This is a genomic window from Bacillus sp. FSL K6-1003, assembly GCF_037964945.1.
Taxonomy (GTDB): Bacteria; Bacillota; Bacilli; order Bacillales; family Bacillaceae; genus Bacillus; species Bacillus mojavensis.
The window spans coordinates 275,648-290,883 of record NZ_CP150176.1 but is presented as its reverse complement, the minus strand read 5'-3'; the positions used below and the strand labels follow the sequence as shown (position 1 = coordinate 290,883).

Sequence of the window (15,236 nt, the reverse complement as noted above, 5' to 3'; positions counted from 1 at the left end):
TTTTATGCCTATATCGGGCAAGACGCGAGCGGCGCCGAAGGAGGTGAACATCCATTTTTAGGTGATCGCTTTTAACGTGCGGATAACATCGCCGCCATTTCATCAATCGCATAACGCAGTTCGCTCTTCGTATTGTAAAAGTGAGGAGCGAGACGGATGACATTGTCCCGCGGAGCGCAAATCACATTTTTCTTTTTTAGTAACGCCGCCGTTTCCGATGCCCGTTCATCCCGAATGGAAACCATGCCCGATGGCGCCCCCGCAAGCTTCAGCCCTTTTTCAGCAGCATATTGACACGCATCGGCAATCACGGCTTTTATATGATCGCGGATACGGGACATTCCGATCTGATTTAACAGCGATAAAGCCGCAGCTGCTGCATACACGCTAATAAAAGCAGGGGTTCCTGTTTGAAAACGCCTCGCGCCTTCTGCATAAGACGACACCCCAAACCCGTTTTCCCGCCCGAACCAAGCAGATGCTTTTGGCTTCAGCTCGTCCGCCAGCTCTTTTCTCACATAAAGAAACGCCATGCCCGGTATGCCGAGCATATACTTTCTGGTGCCTGCCGCCAGCATATCAATGCCCCATTCCTTCACATCAATGGGAATATGCCCTGCAGATTGATAAGCATCCACAAATAACATCGACCCCTTTCTCTTGGTGATGGCAGCGATGGCTTTTATATCCTGAATGCAGCCGTCACGGTAATGAACGTGCGGAGCACAGGTCAGTACCGTCTCTTCCGTGATAGATGTTTCATATTGTTCGAGCGGCTGCTCACGGTCTATTGAAGGAATCACAGATACATTATAATCAGATTGCGCCTGCCAAATATGAGACACAGCCGGAAAATCCATCTCCGTGTATACAACATGTTTCTTTTTAACAGCAGACAAGGATGATGCCACGGAAATCAGCGCATCAGAAACTGACGGCACAATCGCAATCTCATCTGGCTCAGCCCCTATCAGCCTCGCAAACTCGTTTCTGGCGCGCTCTGTCTTGTCAATCGCTTCATTCCAGTTCGTCCCCCTATGCAGCAAGCTGTCATGATAATCTTGTATCGCCTTTGACACCGGCTCTGCCAACGCGCTCTGTGAGCAGCTGGCAAGCATGATGCGGCTCTGCACGGTTGGAAACAGATGTCGGTACTGCTGCGGCAAATGTTCCATTCTGATTCACTCCTTTTTATTATTTTGATGAAAAATCCAGAAATAAACAATAGAATAATAGAAAAGGAGATGGTAACCATGAGAAAAAAAGTGCTTTTCACAGGTTTTGACCCTTTTGATCAGGAAACTGTCAATCCATCGTGGGAAGCGGTGAAACGGCTGAATGGCTTTGAAACGGATCAGGTGATCATTGCTTCGGAACAAATCCCAACTGTGTTCAGAACCACTCTGGACACTTTGCGGCAATCGATTCATAAGCATCAGCCGGACATCGTGATCTGCGTCGGGCAAGCCGGAGGCCGGATGCAGGTAACACCGGAACGGGTCGCGATCAATCTTGCAGACGCGCGTATCCCGGATAATGAAGGAAACCAGCCGATTGATGAGGAGATTGTTCCCGGCGGGCCTGCCGCTTACTGGACAGGACTTCCGATTAAACGCATCACATCTCAAATGAAGGAAAACGGCATTCCGGCAGCTGTTTCCTATACGGCCGGCACATTTGTATGCAACTATCTGTTCTACGGGTTAATGGATCACATTCACCGTACGTCTCCGCACATTCACGGCGGGTTTATCCACATTCCGTACATTCCGGAGCAAACAATCGACAAAACAGCGCCGAGCCTCAGCCTGGACATGATCGTCAAAGCATTGAGGATCGCCGCTGTTACGGCCGCACAATATGATCAGGATACGAAGTCACCCGGCGGCGCGCTTCACTAAGCGGCGGCCGCTTCACTGGTCAGTCTCTTTTTGTATACAAACGCTGATAGTGTGACGCTCACTTCAAACAGGACAAGCAGCGGAATCATGACGAGAAAATCAGAGATAAAGTCTGGCGGGGTAATCAATATGGACACCACGATCAGCAGAAAATAGGACAGCTTTCTCGCTTTGGCCAGCCGGTATGGATTTAAGATGCCTAACCTCGTCAAAAACATCACCACGAGCGGCATTTCAAACAGAAAACCAAACGGCAGGCTCAAATTCACCATAAACCTGAAATAGCGGTCAGCGGTAAACATCGTTTCAAAATGTCCGGCAGATAAATGGGTCAAAAAGCCGAGAACAATCGGAAATAACACAAAATATCCGAACGAGATGCCGGCCAGAAACAGGGCGAATAATCCCGGTATGTACATCAGTGTCACTTTTCGCTCCGTATTTGTCAGCGCCGGCGCTACAAAACGCCAAAGCTGATAGGCGGCAACGGGGATGGAGGCGGCAATCGCACAAATGCCGGCAAGCATCATATATACCCAGAGAATTTCACTCGGTCCGAGAACAGCTAATTTTCCGTCAAAATCTCTGATCAGCCAATCATAAATATCCTCCACAAACAAAAAAGCCGTAATTAAAAACAGAAGAAAAGCCGCAAGTGTGAAAATAATCCGACGGCGAAGCTCTTCTAAATGTCCGATCAGATGAGTTTCTTTTTTATCCATATAAAAAAGCCCTCCCTTTCATGAGAAAAAGAGGCAGACCATGCGTCTGCCTCATCAGCACTCAGCCTGCGTTTTTGTCCTGCTTAACCGCTGACAGCTCAGCTGATTTTTCTTCTTTTTCATCACCAGACACAAGTGATTTTGTGGCGCTTTTGAATTCCAGCAAAGTCCGACCGGCGGCTCGCCCGATTTCAGGAAGCTTTGAAGGGCCAAAGATAATGAGGGCAATGACAAAGATCAGAATCAAGCCGGGTATTCCAATATTTGAAAACATCATGTATCACTCCTTAATGCGTAATTTTTGCCCGCTTTTTGATCATTTGTTTTTCATGGGCTTTGTTGTGCTCAAAGAAACGATCCTCTTCGACTTCATTGGATTGTTTCACTCCGCCTTGAACCATTGTCGAGGATACCTTTCTCAATCCGGTTTGGTCTTTTTGATAGACGAATGAAGCCCGTGTGGAAATGGCTGCTCCCGGCTCTGTCACAAATGGCATTACCCGATAATCAGCTTTCCACTGGTGAGGCGTCACTGTACAGCGGACATATCCGCGGTAATCGTTAAAGAACTTGATATGTGGATTTTCCTTTAAAATTTGATCGGTATCCGCCCGCTTATCCGCTCCGTTTCCTCCGGATGTGATGGAGGTGCCTACAAATTCAGCCCCGAAAATTTTCGAGCTTGTTTTATTAAAATCGACATGCAGATTCGATGCCCAGCTTGCGTGTACATCTCCTGTCAGCACGACAACATTATTTAAATTTTTGCTTTTAATGTAATTGACGACCCGTTCGCGCTGAGCCGGATAACCGTCCCATGAATCCATGCTGTAGATCGGGCTTGAGCTTGTCCCGAAATTCCACTTTGCAAAGAAGATTTGCTGTGCCAGCACATTCCAATATGCAGTCGAGCTGTTCAAATTGTTGAAAAGCCACTGCTCCTGTTCTTTTCCTAACAGGGTCCGATTCGGATTGAGCGATTCATCAGATGGCGGCTTATTGCCATCGTTATTGGCTTGGTCATCTCTGTATTGGCGTGTATCCAGCACATTAAATGATGCCAGATTTCCGTACGTAAAGTGGCGGTACAGCTGCATATCCGGACCATTTGGCAGAGAGGAGATGCGGAGCGGCATATGCTCATAATAAGCCTGATACGCCGCCGCACGGCGCAGTACAAACGCATCAACCGACTGCCCTTTTTCCGGGATTTTATTGGCATAGTTATTTTCAACTTCATGGTCGTCCCACGTGACAACCCACGGAAACGCCGCATGCGCCGCTTTTAAATTAGCGTCTGAACGGTATTGGGCATGGCGGTTTCGATAGTCCTGCAGCGTAATGATTTCTGCGCTGTTGTGTGTACGGACATTGCCTGTTTTCGATACATATTCATTTGGCCCGTACTCATATATGTAATCACCAAGATGGAAGACAAGGTCCAGCTTTTCCTTCGCCATATGCTTGTAGGCTGTATAATAGCCATGCTCATATTGCTGGCAGGAAGCGAAGGCAAAGGTCATTTTCGGCACATTGGCGCCAGGGGCGGGCAGTGTTTTTGTTTTTCCGACAGGACTTAGCTCATGTCCGGTTTTGAATCGGTAATAGTACACTTTGTTCGGCTCAAGCCCGTCCGCTTCCACGTGAACAGAATGAGCGAGGCTCGGTTTGGCCATTTCAGTGCCCTTTCTTACGATCTTGCGGAAGTGCTCATCCTTTGCCACTTCCCATTTGACAGGCACAGCCTGGTTCGGCATCCCCCCGCCGTTCAGCGGATCTGGCGCCAAACGCGTCCAGAGTACAACGCTGTCAGAAAGCGGATCTCCTGAAGCAACGCCGAGCGTAAACGGATAACTAGAGAACTTAGGTGCAGCATTTACTTCAAATGCTCCGACTGACTGAGCAATGGTTAACCCAAGAGAAAGCCCCGCAATTTTTCCAGCCCCCTGAATAAATCTGCGGCGGTCAAACGTATTGTTCTGAAAGCTTTCGTCTTTCAATTTCTTTACCCATTCGTCAAAACGACTGTCATATGCCATTCCAGATCCCCTCTCTTCTCATTGATCGCTTTCATTATAGGAAACTATTGTTAATTAGCTGTGAAGAAGTGTGAACGGTTTGTAAGCACTGAACATGGGAAACAGGACTTCCTTCACAGCCCTTTCGCCGAAACATGCCGATAGCTGGCAAAACGGCGTATTTTCTGCAAATTCTGTCGTTTGCAAGCCGCCCTTTTTACCTATTTTTCTTCACATGATCTTAAAAAAACAAAAACACCGAGCGATTTTGCATAATCACTCAGTGTTCGGGAAGGCTGTCTGTTATTTAGAAAACAATCTGCTGAAAAAGCCCTTTCTTTCCTGTTTTGCAGCAGCAGGCTCTTGTTCTATTAAAATTCCTTTTTCCTTCACTTCTTTCAGCCAAAATGGAAATTCAGTAAGCAATGCATCATATAGCTCATCATCAGAGATGCGTTCAATGTCTTCGATATGCAGGAAGTTTGCGTTATCAACAACACGTCCTTCTAGCGTATCCAGTTTATTAAGAAAATCGAAGTTGCCGTTACCGATGCCGACAAACTGCCAAAACACCGGTTTATCAGAGGCCGCTTCAATAATGGGTTTGATCGTTTTTTTACACCCGCCATCATTAATAAAAACGATAAAAGCGGGATATGAACTCGGTTCTTCCACAACATATTTATGTAACACATCCTTCATGACCGGCGGCTCATCATTTCTCCCGAATTTATGCAAGAGCTCATTATTTAAAATTTCGCGATCAACATAGCCTGAAAAATCGATTTCAGAGACTGGCTTTAACCGTGAGAATTCATTATCATAAACCCATACATCCAGCAGGCCGTTATCATCAAATTGATCAGCCACAGCCAAAATCCGCTCCACCACTTTTTGAACCGTCCCGTTTTTGTACAGCGTTCTCATTGAACCGGTAATATCCAGCACCAGTCCGACACGAGCCGTCACCTTGGTTAACTGCTTTTTCTCCAGTACGATTTTTATGCTCTTCTTTTGCAGGTCAATTGTCGCCATTTTGTCATCTCCTGTAGTTCTTTTCTACGATTATCTCACAGAAATATTTTCCAATAAAGAAAAAACACCGTTCAAATGCGAACGGCGTCCTGCCCTAAAAAGTGTTATATACGTTTTCACATGTTTCGGCCGTCGGCTGATAAAAACAATGTGACTTGTATCTGGCTACAAACGGCTGGTTATACCAGGTTGACGGGCAGTTTCCTCCCGGCTTGAAATACCATAGGCTGAATTTTGCCGGCCAGAACCTCTCCCCGTTTATCGTCCGGCGCGCCAAGGCCCGCTCGCTTTCCCGAGGTCTTTGATAAAAGTATCCATGGGTCACCGCTTCAAACGCATGCGGCTGAAAAATCATCTGCCTGATGGTGCGGAGGCCTTTAAAATCAGAGCAATTGGCCCTCAGCCGATTAATCCCAACATTGCCGACAAGCAGCATCCCCTGCTTACCTTCACCTTCCGCTTCCGCTCTGAGCAGCCGTGCCATCAAGTTGACATCAGCACTTGTTGCTCTCACAACCGCCATCACGTCACCTCCCCTTTTCTCCTTTCATCATATTGCAATACCCAAAGAGTGATGACGGAGGGACAGGAGAAGTTTTAAAATTTATTCTCGGAATTGCTACAGAGGCCAAATATCAGTGCGATAAAAAACGGGCGGGTGAGCTTAGGGAACTTCCGATAAAAGCCTTGCTTCTACGGACCGGCCAGTCCCCTATTTGCAACCGCCGCCAATATGCTTTATGAAAAACACAAAATAATGTTTAACTTTCCGTATTTGAGGAATCATACATAACAAATCAGACAATAGAAGGAGGAACCTTATCATGACACATGTGAAAGCGCTCGCGATTAAAGGTATTATGACGATTATTGTCTTGTATTTAGTGCTGGGTCTTGGCTTTGGTTTCACGTTTGGTGATACGCTGCTGATGACAGTTGTGTTAGGGGTCATTTCTTATTTGCTTGGAGACCTTTATGTCTTGCCCCGGTGGAACAATATGATCGCCACTTTGGCTGATTTCGGTTTGGCATTTCTCGTGATTTGGCTGATGGGCATGCCGCTTTCTATGGGAATGACTGGCGGAGAAATTGCGCTGGCGGCTCTATTTGGAGCAATCGCCATGGCCATCGGGGAATATTGCTTCCATTTCTATATGATGAGCAAAGAAATTGGCAAAAAGCATTATCTTGAAACAAGAACAGATTCATAATCAAAAGGCCGGTGCTGACAGCATCGGCCTTTTATAAAACGTCTTCCCGGTCTATGTTTCGGACAGACCAAATCGCTATCAAGATGCCGATCGCACCTAAAGAAAGCGGAATATAGATAATCGTTGCCAACGAAAACTCGGGGCTTTGCTGACTGATCAGAATCGTCAATATAACCGAAGAAATGATGGCAGCCGGAACAGAGCGTTTCCTCATCCCAAACCATAAAGGAATGAAACTCAAGCACGCAGCCGAAGCAGCATATATCGCCATACTGCCGATCTCTTGTCCGATAGTCTGGACTGATAACATCGCAGGTGTAAGTTGATAATATTGATTGATTTGCGCAAAGATGAATGCAAGCATAATTTCAGACACCATAATGGTGATAAACGTCAGTCCGCCTGTAATCAGCAGCTTGGCAGCAATCAGTTTTTTCCGGCTGATGGGATATGTAAACATGACGGTTATAGTTTTATTTTTGTACTCGCTGATAATCAATTTGGCAATCAGCACACTGGCAAAAACAACAAATACAGACCTTACAAACGTTCCAAGCAGAAATAACGTGGATACCGCATCAGTCATCACCTCTGGCTGCGGGAGTTTTTTTTCTTCTGAAGCAATCAAACACATAAATCCGAGGATGCATAGATTTGCAATAACGGCGCCTCTGTAATACCAGCCTAATTTTATTTTTTTCAATTCAAGTTTCATTACATTCAACATGTTGTCTCAACTCCGTATTCAGGCATCTTGTTTGTCTGCTTTCCTGACCGCCATGTATGAAAAAAACAAACCGACAGCCGCAAAAGATAATGGAAGATATACAATGGAAGAAAGGGACAGGCCCGGGCTTGTTGAACTCATCAGCATGACAATCACGACAGATGAAATGATGGTTGCCGGGACAGAGTGCTTACGCATCCCAAAAAAGATGGGAACTAAACTGGTTCCAGCGGCGCCAAAAGCGAAAACCGCCATTTTTACCGAATGCTGAGACATGACATCGGCGCTCAATTCTCCCGGAATGACATGGTAGATCGAGTTCAGCATATAGTAAGCGGCTGCTACGAACGCATTTGAGACCAAAATGGTGATAAACGTCAGCCCGCCTGAGATGCTAAGCTTGGCAGCGAGCAGCTTTTTCCGGCTGATCGGGTACGTGAACATCACTCGAATCGTTTTGTTTTTATATTCCGAAATGACTAATTTGGCGATCAGCACGGCGCCAAAAACGATAAACACCGCTCTGACAAAAGTGCCAATGACGACAAATGCTTCATCCATGCTTTGGAACGACTCGGTGCCCTCCGCTTTTTCTGTGTAACTGACCAGCCACATAAAGCCAAGGATAATCAGGTTAGCAATGATGACTCCTCTTACATACCATCCCATCTTCATCTTCCTTAATTCGATTCTGATCAATTTGAGCAACGATCCCGTCTCCTTTACGCACTGATGTGATTGCCATTGATCAGGCTGATGAAGTAGTCCTCCAGTGACGTATACTTTTTATTCATTGATTCGATGTCTACATCATTTAAAATCAGTGCTTTTGATATGGCACCCTGTGTTAATTGAGCGTCATAAATTCGGATGGTTTTGTCATTTAAGATTTTAAAGTTGGCAATGTGAAGTTCTTTCTCAAGCACAAAGCAGGCTTTTGTCTGATTCGTCGTAACGAGTTCAATGTATTCTGTGTTTTGTCCTCTGACATCTTCCATCGACACCTCTTCCAGCAGCCTGCCGTCACGAATGACGCCGATTGTGTCCGCTATTTGTTCGATTTCACTCAGCATATGGCTGGAGATCAGCAGTGTCATTCCATACTCCTTGCTTAATACTTGAAATAAGTTTCTGATCTTTTTAATGCCGACAGGATCAAGGCCGTTTACCGGCTCATCCAATATAAGCAGTTCAGGTTTGGTGAGGATGGCCCGCGCTATGCCGAGCCGCTGCTTCATTCCAAGCGAAAATGTTTTGACGGGTTTCTTGTCGATCTGTTTTAAATTCACCATATCGAGCACTTCTTGAATGGCTTTTTTATTGTGATATCCCATATATGCACAATGCAGCTCTAAATTTTCGATAGCCGTCAGATTTTCATAGAAAATCGGATATTCAATCATGCTGCCGATCTTGCCGAGCACCTCATATGACGTATGGGTAAAATGGTTTCCGAGGATATTGATTTCACCGCTTGTCGGTTTAACAAGACTTGTCAGCATTTTCATGATGGTTGTTTTCCCCGCTCCGTTCGGGCCGAGAAAGCCGTAAATTTCACCTTTTTTGATATGCATGCTGACATCTGATACGACTTCTTTGCCTTGAAACGTTTTGGTCAGTCCGGTTGTTTGCACAATGTAAGTCAACGTTGTTGCTCCTTTCCCCTTGTTCCTGTTTCCTATTGTAACGGCAGGCCCTGTCTTTTTTATTTCTTCATTCTTAAGAAATTCTTACAATTGTTAATAGGTCATTCGTTTTAATGTAATCGTAAACGCTGTCCGTTCATACGGGTTGCTATGAAGAGAGATGGAGCCCCCCATTTTTTCCACAAGCCTTTTCGTGATCGTTAAACCGAGACCGCTCCCTTGGAATGCTTTGTTTCTTGATTCTTCAAGTGTGTACAGCCTCTCAAATACCCGCTGCTGGTCTGTTTCACTGATTCCTTTTCCGCGGTCCCATACGGAGATGGCAATGCTTGTCTCATCATAAGAAAGTGATAATCCGATTAACTTGCCATCCGCGCCATATTGAATCGCGTTGGATAATACATTTTGCAGGATACGGTCCAGCGCCTCTTCATTTGCATGCGCGTATACCGGCGTATCCGGTATATCAATCTCCGTGTTAAAACCTTTTGCCTGAACGGCATCATAGTAATGCAGGATATTTCGTTTGCATACTTCGTTGATATGTATTTTTGAGATCGGGATTTGTTTATCTTCAGATTCCAATTTGGCTAAATCAAAAAAAGAGTGGATCATTTGGATGAGTTCATTTGTTTTTTGGTGGAGCTTCTCAAGCAGCCTTTCCCGCTCTTTGTCCGGCATATCCCGGTCACTTTGGATGGCTTCGATATAACCGAGAATGACCGTCAGAGGTGTTTTGAGATCGTGCGACATATTGGTCAGCATCCGTCTCATGGAATGCTCTGTTTTTGCAAACCGGGCGTTGATATGCTGATGACCCTCGGCAAGCAGATTGATGTTGACGAGCAGGTCCCTGAGCGCACGGTCATCTGTATGCAGTAAAACCTGATCGGCCGATTCATTGTCAAGCATGGCGCCAAGCTTTTCTGCCGTATACGTCAAATTCCTGTCCCGGTTCTTTCTCATCATATATTGAATGACATTTAGACACGCCAAAGCGATGACAGCGGAAATCGTTAATACTGTCATTCTAAAACTCTCCCCATTTATAGCCGATGCCCCATAATGTTTTGATATATTGAGGAGACGATGGATCATCTTCAATCTTTTCTCTCAGCCTTCTCATATGTACATTAATGATATTTTGGTCGCCAAAGTACTCCTCATTCCATACGGAACGATAGATTTGTTCTTTCGTAAATACCTTCTTAGGATTTGATGCAAATAGTGTCAGCAGCTGCCATTCAGTTGACGTCAGCTGAAGCGGTTCGCCGTTTTTCAGAACGGACACATTGTCTATATCGATCGTCAGCTGGTGAACACGAATCACCTGATGTTCAGCCGGTTCATTCGACGAATATTGCGTCGCCCTCCGTATCGCTGCTTTGACTCTGGCTGTCAATTCAATCATCGAAAACGGTTTGGCGATATAATCATCCGCCCCGAATCCCAACCCTAGTGCTTTATCAACATCTCCGTCTTTTGCTGAAATCATTAAAACAGGAACGTTGCTTTTTTCCCGGATGATTTTCAGAAAATCCATGCCGTTCAGCTTCGGGAGCATGATATCAAGCAGAATCAAATCGTACGCCTGCTCTTGAAACCTCCAAATGCCCTCTTCACCGTCGAATGCATGCACGATGTCAAAGCCTTCTTTTGTTAAATAATGATCCACCATTTCACTGATTGAATGGTCGTCCTCCACAAGCAATATGCGCTGCATCCTCTCACCTAACCTTTTTCATAGTCAAAAAAACACACATGTCATTACGCTTATTGTAATTGAAAAACATGTGTGTTTTACAAAATTTATTCTTTTTTCCTGGTTTTCAGCTTTCTCCTGCAGCCGCTCTGCTCATCTCAGTTCAGTTTTTCCCCTTTACTTGTTCATATGTTTTTGGATAAAATCCAAAAGCGTATTCCCTTGTGCAGTAAGAATGACCCCCTTTCCGCTGCATGCCGGACAAGGTTTGCCTTCTATTTCACCGGCTCTTTCACAATGCGGACAAGCAATCTCCAGATCATCAGTTGCGATTACCATTTGAATTCCTCCTTTCCCATTGATCAAACATGGACCACCAGCCTTCTTCCATCGGCCGTCACCTCCTTTAAGAAACACAAAAACCCCCATCCTATCAAAGGACGAGGGTCTCGCGGTACCACCTTTATTAACAGCTAAAAAGCCATTCGCTCATCAGTACAGAAAACGTCAGTTTCGATACTCCTCTCTTGGTAACGGGGAGAGAATCCCGGCATTGCCTACTATCTATTCAGCAAAGCAATTCAGAAGCCCATTCGGCATCAGGGGAGGATCGGTTCACACCTGCCACCGACTCTCTGAACCCCGCTCACTGATGCTTACTTGCTCTTCCTCACAATTGTTAATCCGTTCTTTCTTTTTTAAAATTTATAATACTCCGTCAATTCAAGGAAGTCAATTCTTAATCCAATTTAGATTGGCCAAGTGCTTCCAGAGCCATATTTATGTGCTCCTCCTGCTGTGTCTGAAGAGCGAACTTGGCAATTTCCAGCGGATACGCCGCCTGCATCTCTGAGATGTGATCCTGCATTTTTGACCATACACGGCCGCCTGCCTGATCATAGCATTCAAGCAAACGGGCTGTTTCTTTTTCTCCAAAAATCATGTGGTAAAAGACAAAATCCTTGGCTGGATCGGCGACTTTCGCTTCTGTCCAATCCAGAAGGCCTGTGATGTGTTCGGTTTGATCAATAAGAATATGCGCCGGATGGAGATCGCCGTGTATCAGCACGGAAAAACCGGGCCAGTATGCATCATCATTGATCCACGTTTGCCATCTTTCCCAAAGCTGCTTAGATACGCCAAGCTTATTCTTTACATCATCCATAGATTCAGCTGTCATTTGCCTAAAATCTTCTGGCTTCACCACTTCTATTCTGGATAGGCCGGCAGATGTTTGATTCATGCCATGTAATTCTGCCAGTATTTCGGCAAGTGTATGAATAAAACCGTCTGACGGCGGCTGATGATTCATATTCCATACATACTGTTTCTGTTCCAAATCGATCCAAGCAGCAGGCGTTCCGCTAAGCTTCGGGTAAGCGATCAATTCCGGCGTATGAATTTTCCAATCAGGCACATCAGCTGTAAGATTCGCGCGGAGAAAGGCAAGCGTTCTGCCTTCTGAAGCTGCTCTTCCAACAACATCGCTTCGTCGCGGTTTTCGCAGCACCCATGGCATACCTGAATCATCCTCAGCAAATACAACATGAAAATCCATTCCCGTTTCATTCAGTTGAGCATTATCAGAGTGAACCGTCAAACCTTGATTGCGCGCAAGTGCGACAATTTCAGTGATAAGCTGCCTTTCGATAGGGTTTGTCATCTCTTTTCCCCTTTCTCATATTCCGCCTGTCGTTAGAGAGAAGGGATGTTTTTAAGGAACAAAAAAAGAGGGCAGCATCGCCACCCTCTTTTCATGACCATATAAGGGTACATACATAGGCAGATTCATCCCGATTCCCCGCGTCCAGGCGAGAGTCGTTCATTATTGAATTCGTGTCAATCGGAATCTAATGAATGCCATGTCGGAACCCCTCCGTTCATTGTACGTTGGTCTCCATTTTACATCATATTCCAGTGTTAATCTACTATAAAAAATGAATCAAGTCACAGGCGCGGGATTAAACAAACACAAATCATTGTGAAGGCCCCAATGGTCCGCCCATGTTTGTTTTCTGCCGCTCGCTACATCTAAGATCATCCGAAAAATCTCCCAGCCGACTTCTTCGATACTGGCCTCTCCGGTAGCGATTCGCCCGGCATTGATATCGATTAAATCCGCCCAATGCTCTGTTAATGAATGGCGTGTAGATACTTTCAGCACCGGCGCAGCAGCCAATCCATACGGTGTTCCTCTGCCTGTCGTAAAGACCTGCAGATTCATGCCTGCCGCCAGCTGAAGGGTTCCGCACACAAAGTCGCTTGCCGGCGTCGCTGCAAACAGCAAACCCTTTTTCTCCGCCTTCTCCCCAGGCCCGAGCACACCGGAAATGGGGCTTGTGCCTGACTTTGCTACCGATCCTAACGCTTTTTCCACCACATTGGATAAACCGCCTTTTTTATTGCCAGGTGACGGATTGGCGCTTCTGTCTGCTTCCCCCCGCCTCAGATAGCTGTCATACCACTTCATCTCATCGATCAGCGAACGTCCGACCTCTTCGCTGACAGCCCGGGGCGTTAATAAGTGAATCGCATCCCGCACCTCAGTCACTTCAGAAAACAAGACCGTTGCGCCTGCCCGAACCAATAAATCAGCCGCATATCCCACTGCCGGATTCGCCGTCACGCCGGAAAAGGCATCACTGCCGCCGCATTGCAAGCCAATTACCAGGTCAGAAACAGGGCAGGTTACACGGACTCTGCTGTTGAGTCTGATCAACCGCTCCTCCGCCATTTCCATGATCGAATGAATCATATTCGCAAAGCCTCGATGATCTTGAAGTGAAATGATATGATCTTTTTTCTCAGGTGCAATCCGTGCCGGGAGGAGCTTTTCACATCCTAATCCGACCACCATCACTTCCCCGCCGAAGTTCGGATGCTTTGCCAGATTTTGAATTGTGCGGATGGGAATAACAGCGTCTGGGGCATTGATGGCCACGCCGCATCCATATTGATGATGAAGCGGCACGACATCATCGACATTTGGATATTTAGGGAGAAGCTCTTCTTTTATCCGTTTTACCGCAAAATCCAGCACACCGACGACACACTGAACACTTGTGGTGATACCGAGAATGTTTTTCGTCCCCGCACTGCCGTCAGCATTTCGATATCCTTCAAACGTATAACCTTCAAGAGGCGACAGCGGTTCGGGCACTTTGTTTGCGAGAGGGAGATCATCTAAAGCCGGAGGAGCAGGCATTCTTACCAAGGCTTCCCGAATCCAGCTCCCTCGTTTGATCGTCTCATCGGCAAATCCGATCACCTCTCCGTAACGCACAATCTCATCCCCTTGATTGAGATCAGTTAAGGCGACCTTATGTCCTTGAGGGACATCCTCTTCAAGTACGAGCCCGCATGAAAACACAGTGCCCTTTGGCAGTCCTCCGTCATTGACGATAATCGCCGTGTTATCTGTAACATTCACTTTGATGTAAAGAGGCGTTTGGTTTTGCCTGAGGTTCATTGCCATAAGAAAATCACTCCTCATATCTTAGTAAGCGTTTTCTAAATCGGTTCAAGAAAAGCCGCAGACCTTACGTTTCAACTGCGGCTGTTTCAACAATTATTGATCATCCATACCCTTCAAAATTTTGTCACGGACAAATTTCAAATGCTCATACATATGGTAATGAGCCTGGTAAGGGTCTCTTTTGGCAAGAGCGTCATAGATTTTTTTGTGGTATTCGACCGTTACATCCCTCTCCCTATACGGAATCTGGCTGTCGATTTTCGCATGAGTGATCAGCAGGGATTGAATCATGCCTTCGACAACGGGATTATTGGCACTTAACGCTATAATTCGATGGAATTCTTTATCGGCTTCTCCATAATTGTTGTCAGTGCTGCTGGCGATGTCGTCGATTGTTTTCTGTAAACGCTCGAGCTCATCTTCATTTATTTTTTCTGCGGCGATCGTCACCAGCCCGAGCTCTAACGCCATCCGCGCTTCAATAATAGCCGGAAGATTATCTGTCGCCAAAGCAAGCATGACGGAAAAAGGCTGCATCCCAATTTTGTCGTTGAAATACGTGCCGCCGCGGGTTTTTCTCGTGATAACACCCAGCGTCTCTAGTGAGCTAAGCGCCTCGCGAAGCACCGGTCTGCTGACATGTAAGATATCCATTAGCTCCATTTCTGTGGGCAATTTGTCTCCGGCCTTTAATTGTCCGCTTGATAGTAAATGGACAATCCGTTCAATGACTTGCTTAGCTAATGTTTTCCGATTGACTGTATCCACCTTCAGATCTTCTAAACCTTCGTACACGAAC

General features: G+C 46.0%; 18 protein-coding genes, 1 pseudogene and 1 other annotated feature. Of the genes and pseudogenes, 3 read left to right on the top strand and 16 right to left on the bottom strand.

The window, feature by feature from the left end:
- Nucleotides 1–71: 71 nt before the first annotated feature.
- Nucleotides 72–1,175 carry an aminotransferase class V-fold PLP-dependent enzyme gene (locus NSU16_RS01590; RefSeq protein ID WP_339191914.1) on the bottom strand — a complete coding sequence of 368 codons (1,104 nt, stop codon included), beginning with the start codon at nucleotides 1,173–1,175 and terminating at the stop codon, nucleotides 72–74.
- Between the two features lie 78 nt (nucleotides 1,176–1,253).
- On the opposite strand from NSU16_RS01590, the gene pcp reads away from it, so the two are divergent.
- Nucleotides 1,254–1,901 carry a pyroglutamyl-peptidase I gene (gene pcp, locus NSU16_RS01585; protein WP_339191913.1) on the top strand — a complete coding sequence of 216 codons (648 nt, stop codon included), beginning with the start codon at nucleotides 1,254–1,256 and terminating at the stop codon, nucleotides 1,899–1,901.
- On the opposite strand, the gene tatC is transcribed toward pcp, so the two are convergent.
- The 6 genes from tatC to NSU16_RS01555 all read right to left on the bottom strand — a co-directional run bounded on the left by tatC (nucleotide 1,898) and on the right by NSU16_RS01555 (nucleotide 6,199).
- Nucleotides 1,898–2,623, bottom strand: coding sequence for a twin-arginine translocase subunit TatC (tatC, locus tag NSU16_RS01580; RefSeq protein ID WP_010332900.1), 726 nt, complete (start codon nucleotides 2,621–2,623; stop codon nucleotides 1,898–1,900). The genes pcp and tatC overlap by 4 nt on opposite strands.
- A gap of 61 nt (nucleotides 2,624–2,684) precedes the next feature.
- Nucleotides 2,685–2,897 carry a sec-independent protein translocase protein TatAD gene (tatAD, locus tag NSU16_RS01575; RefSeq protein ID WP_010332899.1) on the bottom strand — a complete coding sequence of 71 codons (213 nt, stop codon included), beginning with the start codon at nucleotides 2,895–2,897 and terminating at the stop codon, nucleotides 2,685–2,687.
- A 13-nt stretch (nucleotides 2,898–2,910) separates the two neighbouring features.
- A complete protein-coding gene (gene phoD / locus NSU16_RS01570; RefSeq protein ID WP_339191912.1) occupies nucleotides 2,911–4,662 on the bottom strand; it encodes an alkaline phosphatase PhoD in 1,752 nt (583 codons plus the stop codon).
- 54 nt (nucleotides 4,663–4,716) lie between these two features.
- Nucleotides 4,717–4,866, bottom strand: coding sequence for a hypothetical protein (locus tag NSU16_RS01565; protein ID WP_326226620.1), 150 nt, complete (start codon nucleotides 4,864–4,866; stop codon nucleotides 4,717–4,719).
- A 78-nt stretch (nucleotides 4,867–4,944) separates the two neighbouring features.
- The gene (locus tag NSU16_RS01560) at nucleotides 4,945–5,676 is read right to left on the bottom strand and encodes a VWA domain-containing protein (RefSeq protein WP_339191911.1); all 732 of its coding nucleotides are present in this window, start codon (nucleotides 5,674–5,676) and stop codon (nucleotides 4,945–4,947) included.
- Between the two features lie 94 nt (nucleotides 5,677–5,770).
- Entirely contained in the window at nucleotides 5,771–6,199 is a 429-nt protein-coding gene (locus tag NSU16_RS01555) for a cell wall hydrolase (protein ID WP_010332896.1), read from the bottom strand.
- Nucleotides 6,200–6,500: 301 nt separating this feature from the next.
- Between NSU16_RS01555 and NSU16_RS01550 the strand changes: the two genes are divergently transcribed.
- Nucleotides 6,501–6,887 carry a YndM family protein gene (locus tag NSU16_RS01550; RefSeq protein ID WP_010332895.1) on the top strand — a complete coding sequence of 129 codons (387 nt, stop codon included), beginning with the start codon at nucleotides 6,501–6,503 and terminating at the stop codon, nucleotides 6,885–6,887.
- Nucleotides 6,859–6,921 (top strand): annotated as a pseudogene (locus NSU16_RS01545) (hypothetical protein); the annotation flags it as partial. The gene NSU16_RS01550 and the pseudogene NSU16_RS01545, both read left to right, overlap by 29 nt.
- On the opposite strand, the gene NSU16_RS01540 reads toward NSU16_RS01545, so the two are convergent.
- From NSU16_RS01540 to NSU16_RS01500, 9 genes are all read right to left on the bottom strand, one after another.
- Nucleotides 6,919–7,614 (bottom strand): ABC transporter permease, encoded by a 696-nt coding sequence (locus NSU16_RS01540; RefSeq protein WP_339191910.1) that lies wholly within the window; start codon nucleotides 7,612–7,614, stop codon nucleotides 6,919–6,921. The pseudogene NSU16_RS01545 and the gene NSU16_RS01540 overlap by 3 nt on opposite strands.
- An 18-nt stretch (nucleotides 7,615–7,632) precedes the next feature.
- Nucleotides 7,633–8,322 carry an ABC transporter permease gene (locus NSU16_RS01535; RefSeq protein WP_339191909.1) on the bottom strand — a complete coding sequence of 230 codons (690 nt, stop codon included), beginning with the start codon at nucleotides 8,320–8,322 and terminating at the stop codon, nucleotides 7,633–7,635.
- A 14-nt stretch (nucleotides 8,323–8,336) separates the two neighbouring features.
- Nucleotides 8,337–9,260 carry an ABC transporter ATP-binding protein gene (locus NSU16_RS01530; protein ID WP_010332892.1) on the bottom strand — a complete coding sequence of 308 codons (924 nt, stop codon included), beginning with the start codon at nucleotides 9,258–9,260 and terminating at the stop codon, nucleotides 8,337–8,339.
- Between the two features lie 93 nt (nucleotides 9,261–9,353).
- Entirely contained in the window at nucleotides 9,354–10,289 is a 936-nt protein-coding gene (locus NSU16_RS01525) for a HAMP domain-containing histidine kinase (protein WP_339191908.1), read from the bottom strand.
- 1 nt (nucleotide 10,290) lies between these two features.
- Complete coding sequence (locus tag NSU16_RS01520; RefSeq protein WP_339192623.1) at nucleotides 10,291–10,971, bottom strand: response regulator transcription factor; 681 nt, start codon at nucleotides 10,969–10,971, stop codon at nucleotides 10,291–10,293.
- Between the two features lie 168 nt (nucleotides 10,972–11,139).
- Nucleotides 11,140–11,301, bottom strand: coding sequence for a tryptophan RNA-binding attenuator protein inhibitory protein (locus NSU16_RS01515; protein ID WP_010332889.1), 162 nt, complete (start codon nucleotides 11,299–11,301; stop codon nucleotides 11,140–11,142).
- Nucleotides 11,302–11,395: 94 nt separating this feature from the next.
- Nucleotides 11,396–11,645 (bottom strand) — a binding site (T-box leader).
- A 56-nt stretch (nucleotides 11,646–11,701) separates the two neighbouring features.
- A complete protein-coding gene (mphK, locus tag NSU16_RS01510) occupies nucleotides 11,702–12,625 on the bottom strand; it encodes a macrolide 2'-phosphotransferase MphK (protein WP_339191907.1) in 924 nt (307 codons plus the stop codon).
- Nucleotides 12,626–12,904: 279 nt separating this feature from the next.
- Nucleotides 12,905–14,437, bottom strand: a complete 1,533-nt coding sequence (garD, locus tag NSU16_RS01505) for a galactarate dehydratase (protein ID WP_339191906.1) — start codon at nucleotides 14,435–14,437, stop codon at nucleotides 12,905–12,907.
- Between the two features lie 93 nt (nucleotides 14,438–14,530).
- Complete coding sequence (locus NSU16_RS01500; RefSeq protein WP_010332886.1) at nucleotides 14,531–15,232, bottom strand: FadR/GntR family transcriptional regulator; 702 nt, start codon at nucleotides 15,230–15,232, stop codon at nucleotides 14,531–14,533.
- Nucleotides 15,233–15,236: the final 4 nt, after the last annotated feature.

Coding starts and splice junctions, on each gene's coding strand:
- phoD (WP_339191912.1), bottom strand. CDS start 4,662: ATGGCATATGACAGTCGTTTTGACGAATGGGTAAAGAAATTGAAAGAC.
- NSU16_RS01525 (WP_339191908.1), bottom strand. CDS start 10,289: ATGACAGTATTAACGATTTCCGCTGTCATCGCTTTGGCGTGTCTAAAT.
- pcp (WP_339191913.1), top strand. CDS start 1,254: ATGAGAAAAAAAGTGCTTTTCACAGGTTTTGACCCTTTTGATCAGGAA.
- garD (WP_339191906.1), bottom strand. CDS start 14,437: ATGGCAATGAACCTCAGGCAAAACCAAACGCCTCTTTACATCAAAGTG.
- NSU16_RS01540 (WP_339191910.1), bottom strand. CDS start 7,614: ATGTTGAATGTAATGAAACTTGAATTGAAAAAAATAAAATTAGGCTGG.
- mphK (WP_339191907.1), bottom strand. CDS start 12,625: ATGACAAACCCTATCGAAAGGCAGCTTATCACTGAAATTGTCGCACTT.
- NSU16_RS01550 (WP_010332895.1), top strand. CDS start 6,501: ATGACACATGTGAAAGCGCTCGCGATTAAAGGTATTATGACGATTATT.
- NSU16_RS01590 (WP_339191914.1), bottom strand. CDS start 1,175: ATGGAACATTTGCCGCAGCAGTACCGACATCTGTTTCCAACCGTGCAG.
- NSU16_RS01515 (WP_010332889.1), bottom strand. CDS start 11,301: ATGGTAATCGCAACTGATGATCTGGAGATTGCTTGTCCGCATTGTGAA.
- tatC (WP_010332900.1), bottom strand. CDS start 2,623: ATGGATAAAAAAGAAACTCATCTGATCGGACATTTAGAAGAGCTTCGC.
- NSU16_RS01555 (WP_010332896.1), bottom strand. CDS start 6,199: ATGGCGGTTGTGAGAGCAACAAGTGCTGATGTCAACTTGATGGCACGG.
- NSU16_RS01560 (WP_339191911.1), bottom strand. CDS start 5,676: ATGGCGACAATTGACCTGCAAAAGAAGAGCATAAAAATCGTACTGGAG.
- tatAD (WP_010332899.1), bottom strand. CDS start 2,897: ATGTTTTCAAATATTGGAATACCCGGCTTGATTCTGATCTTTGTCATT.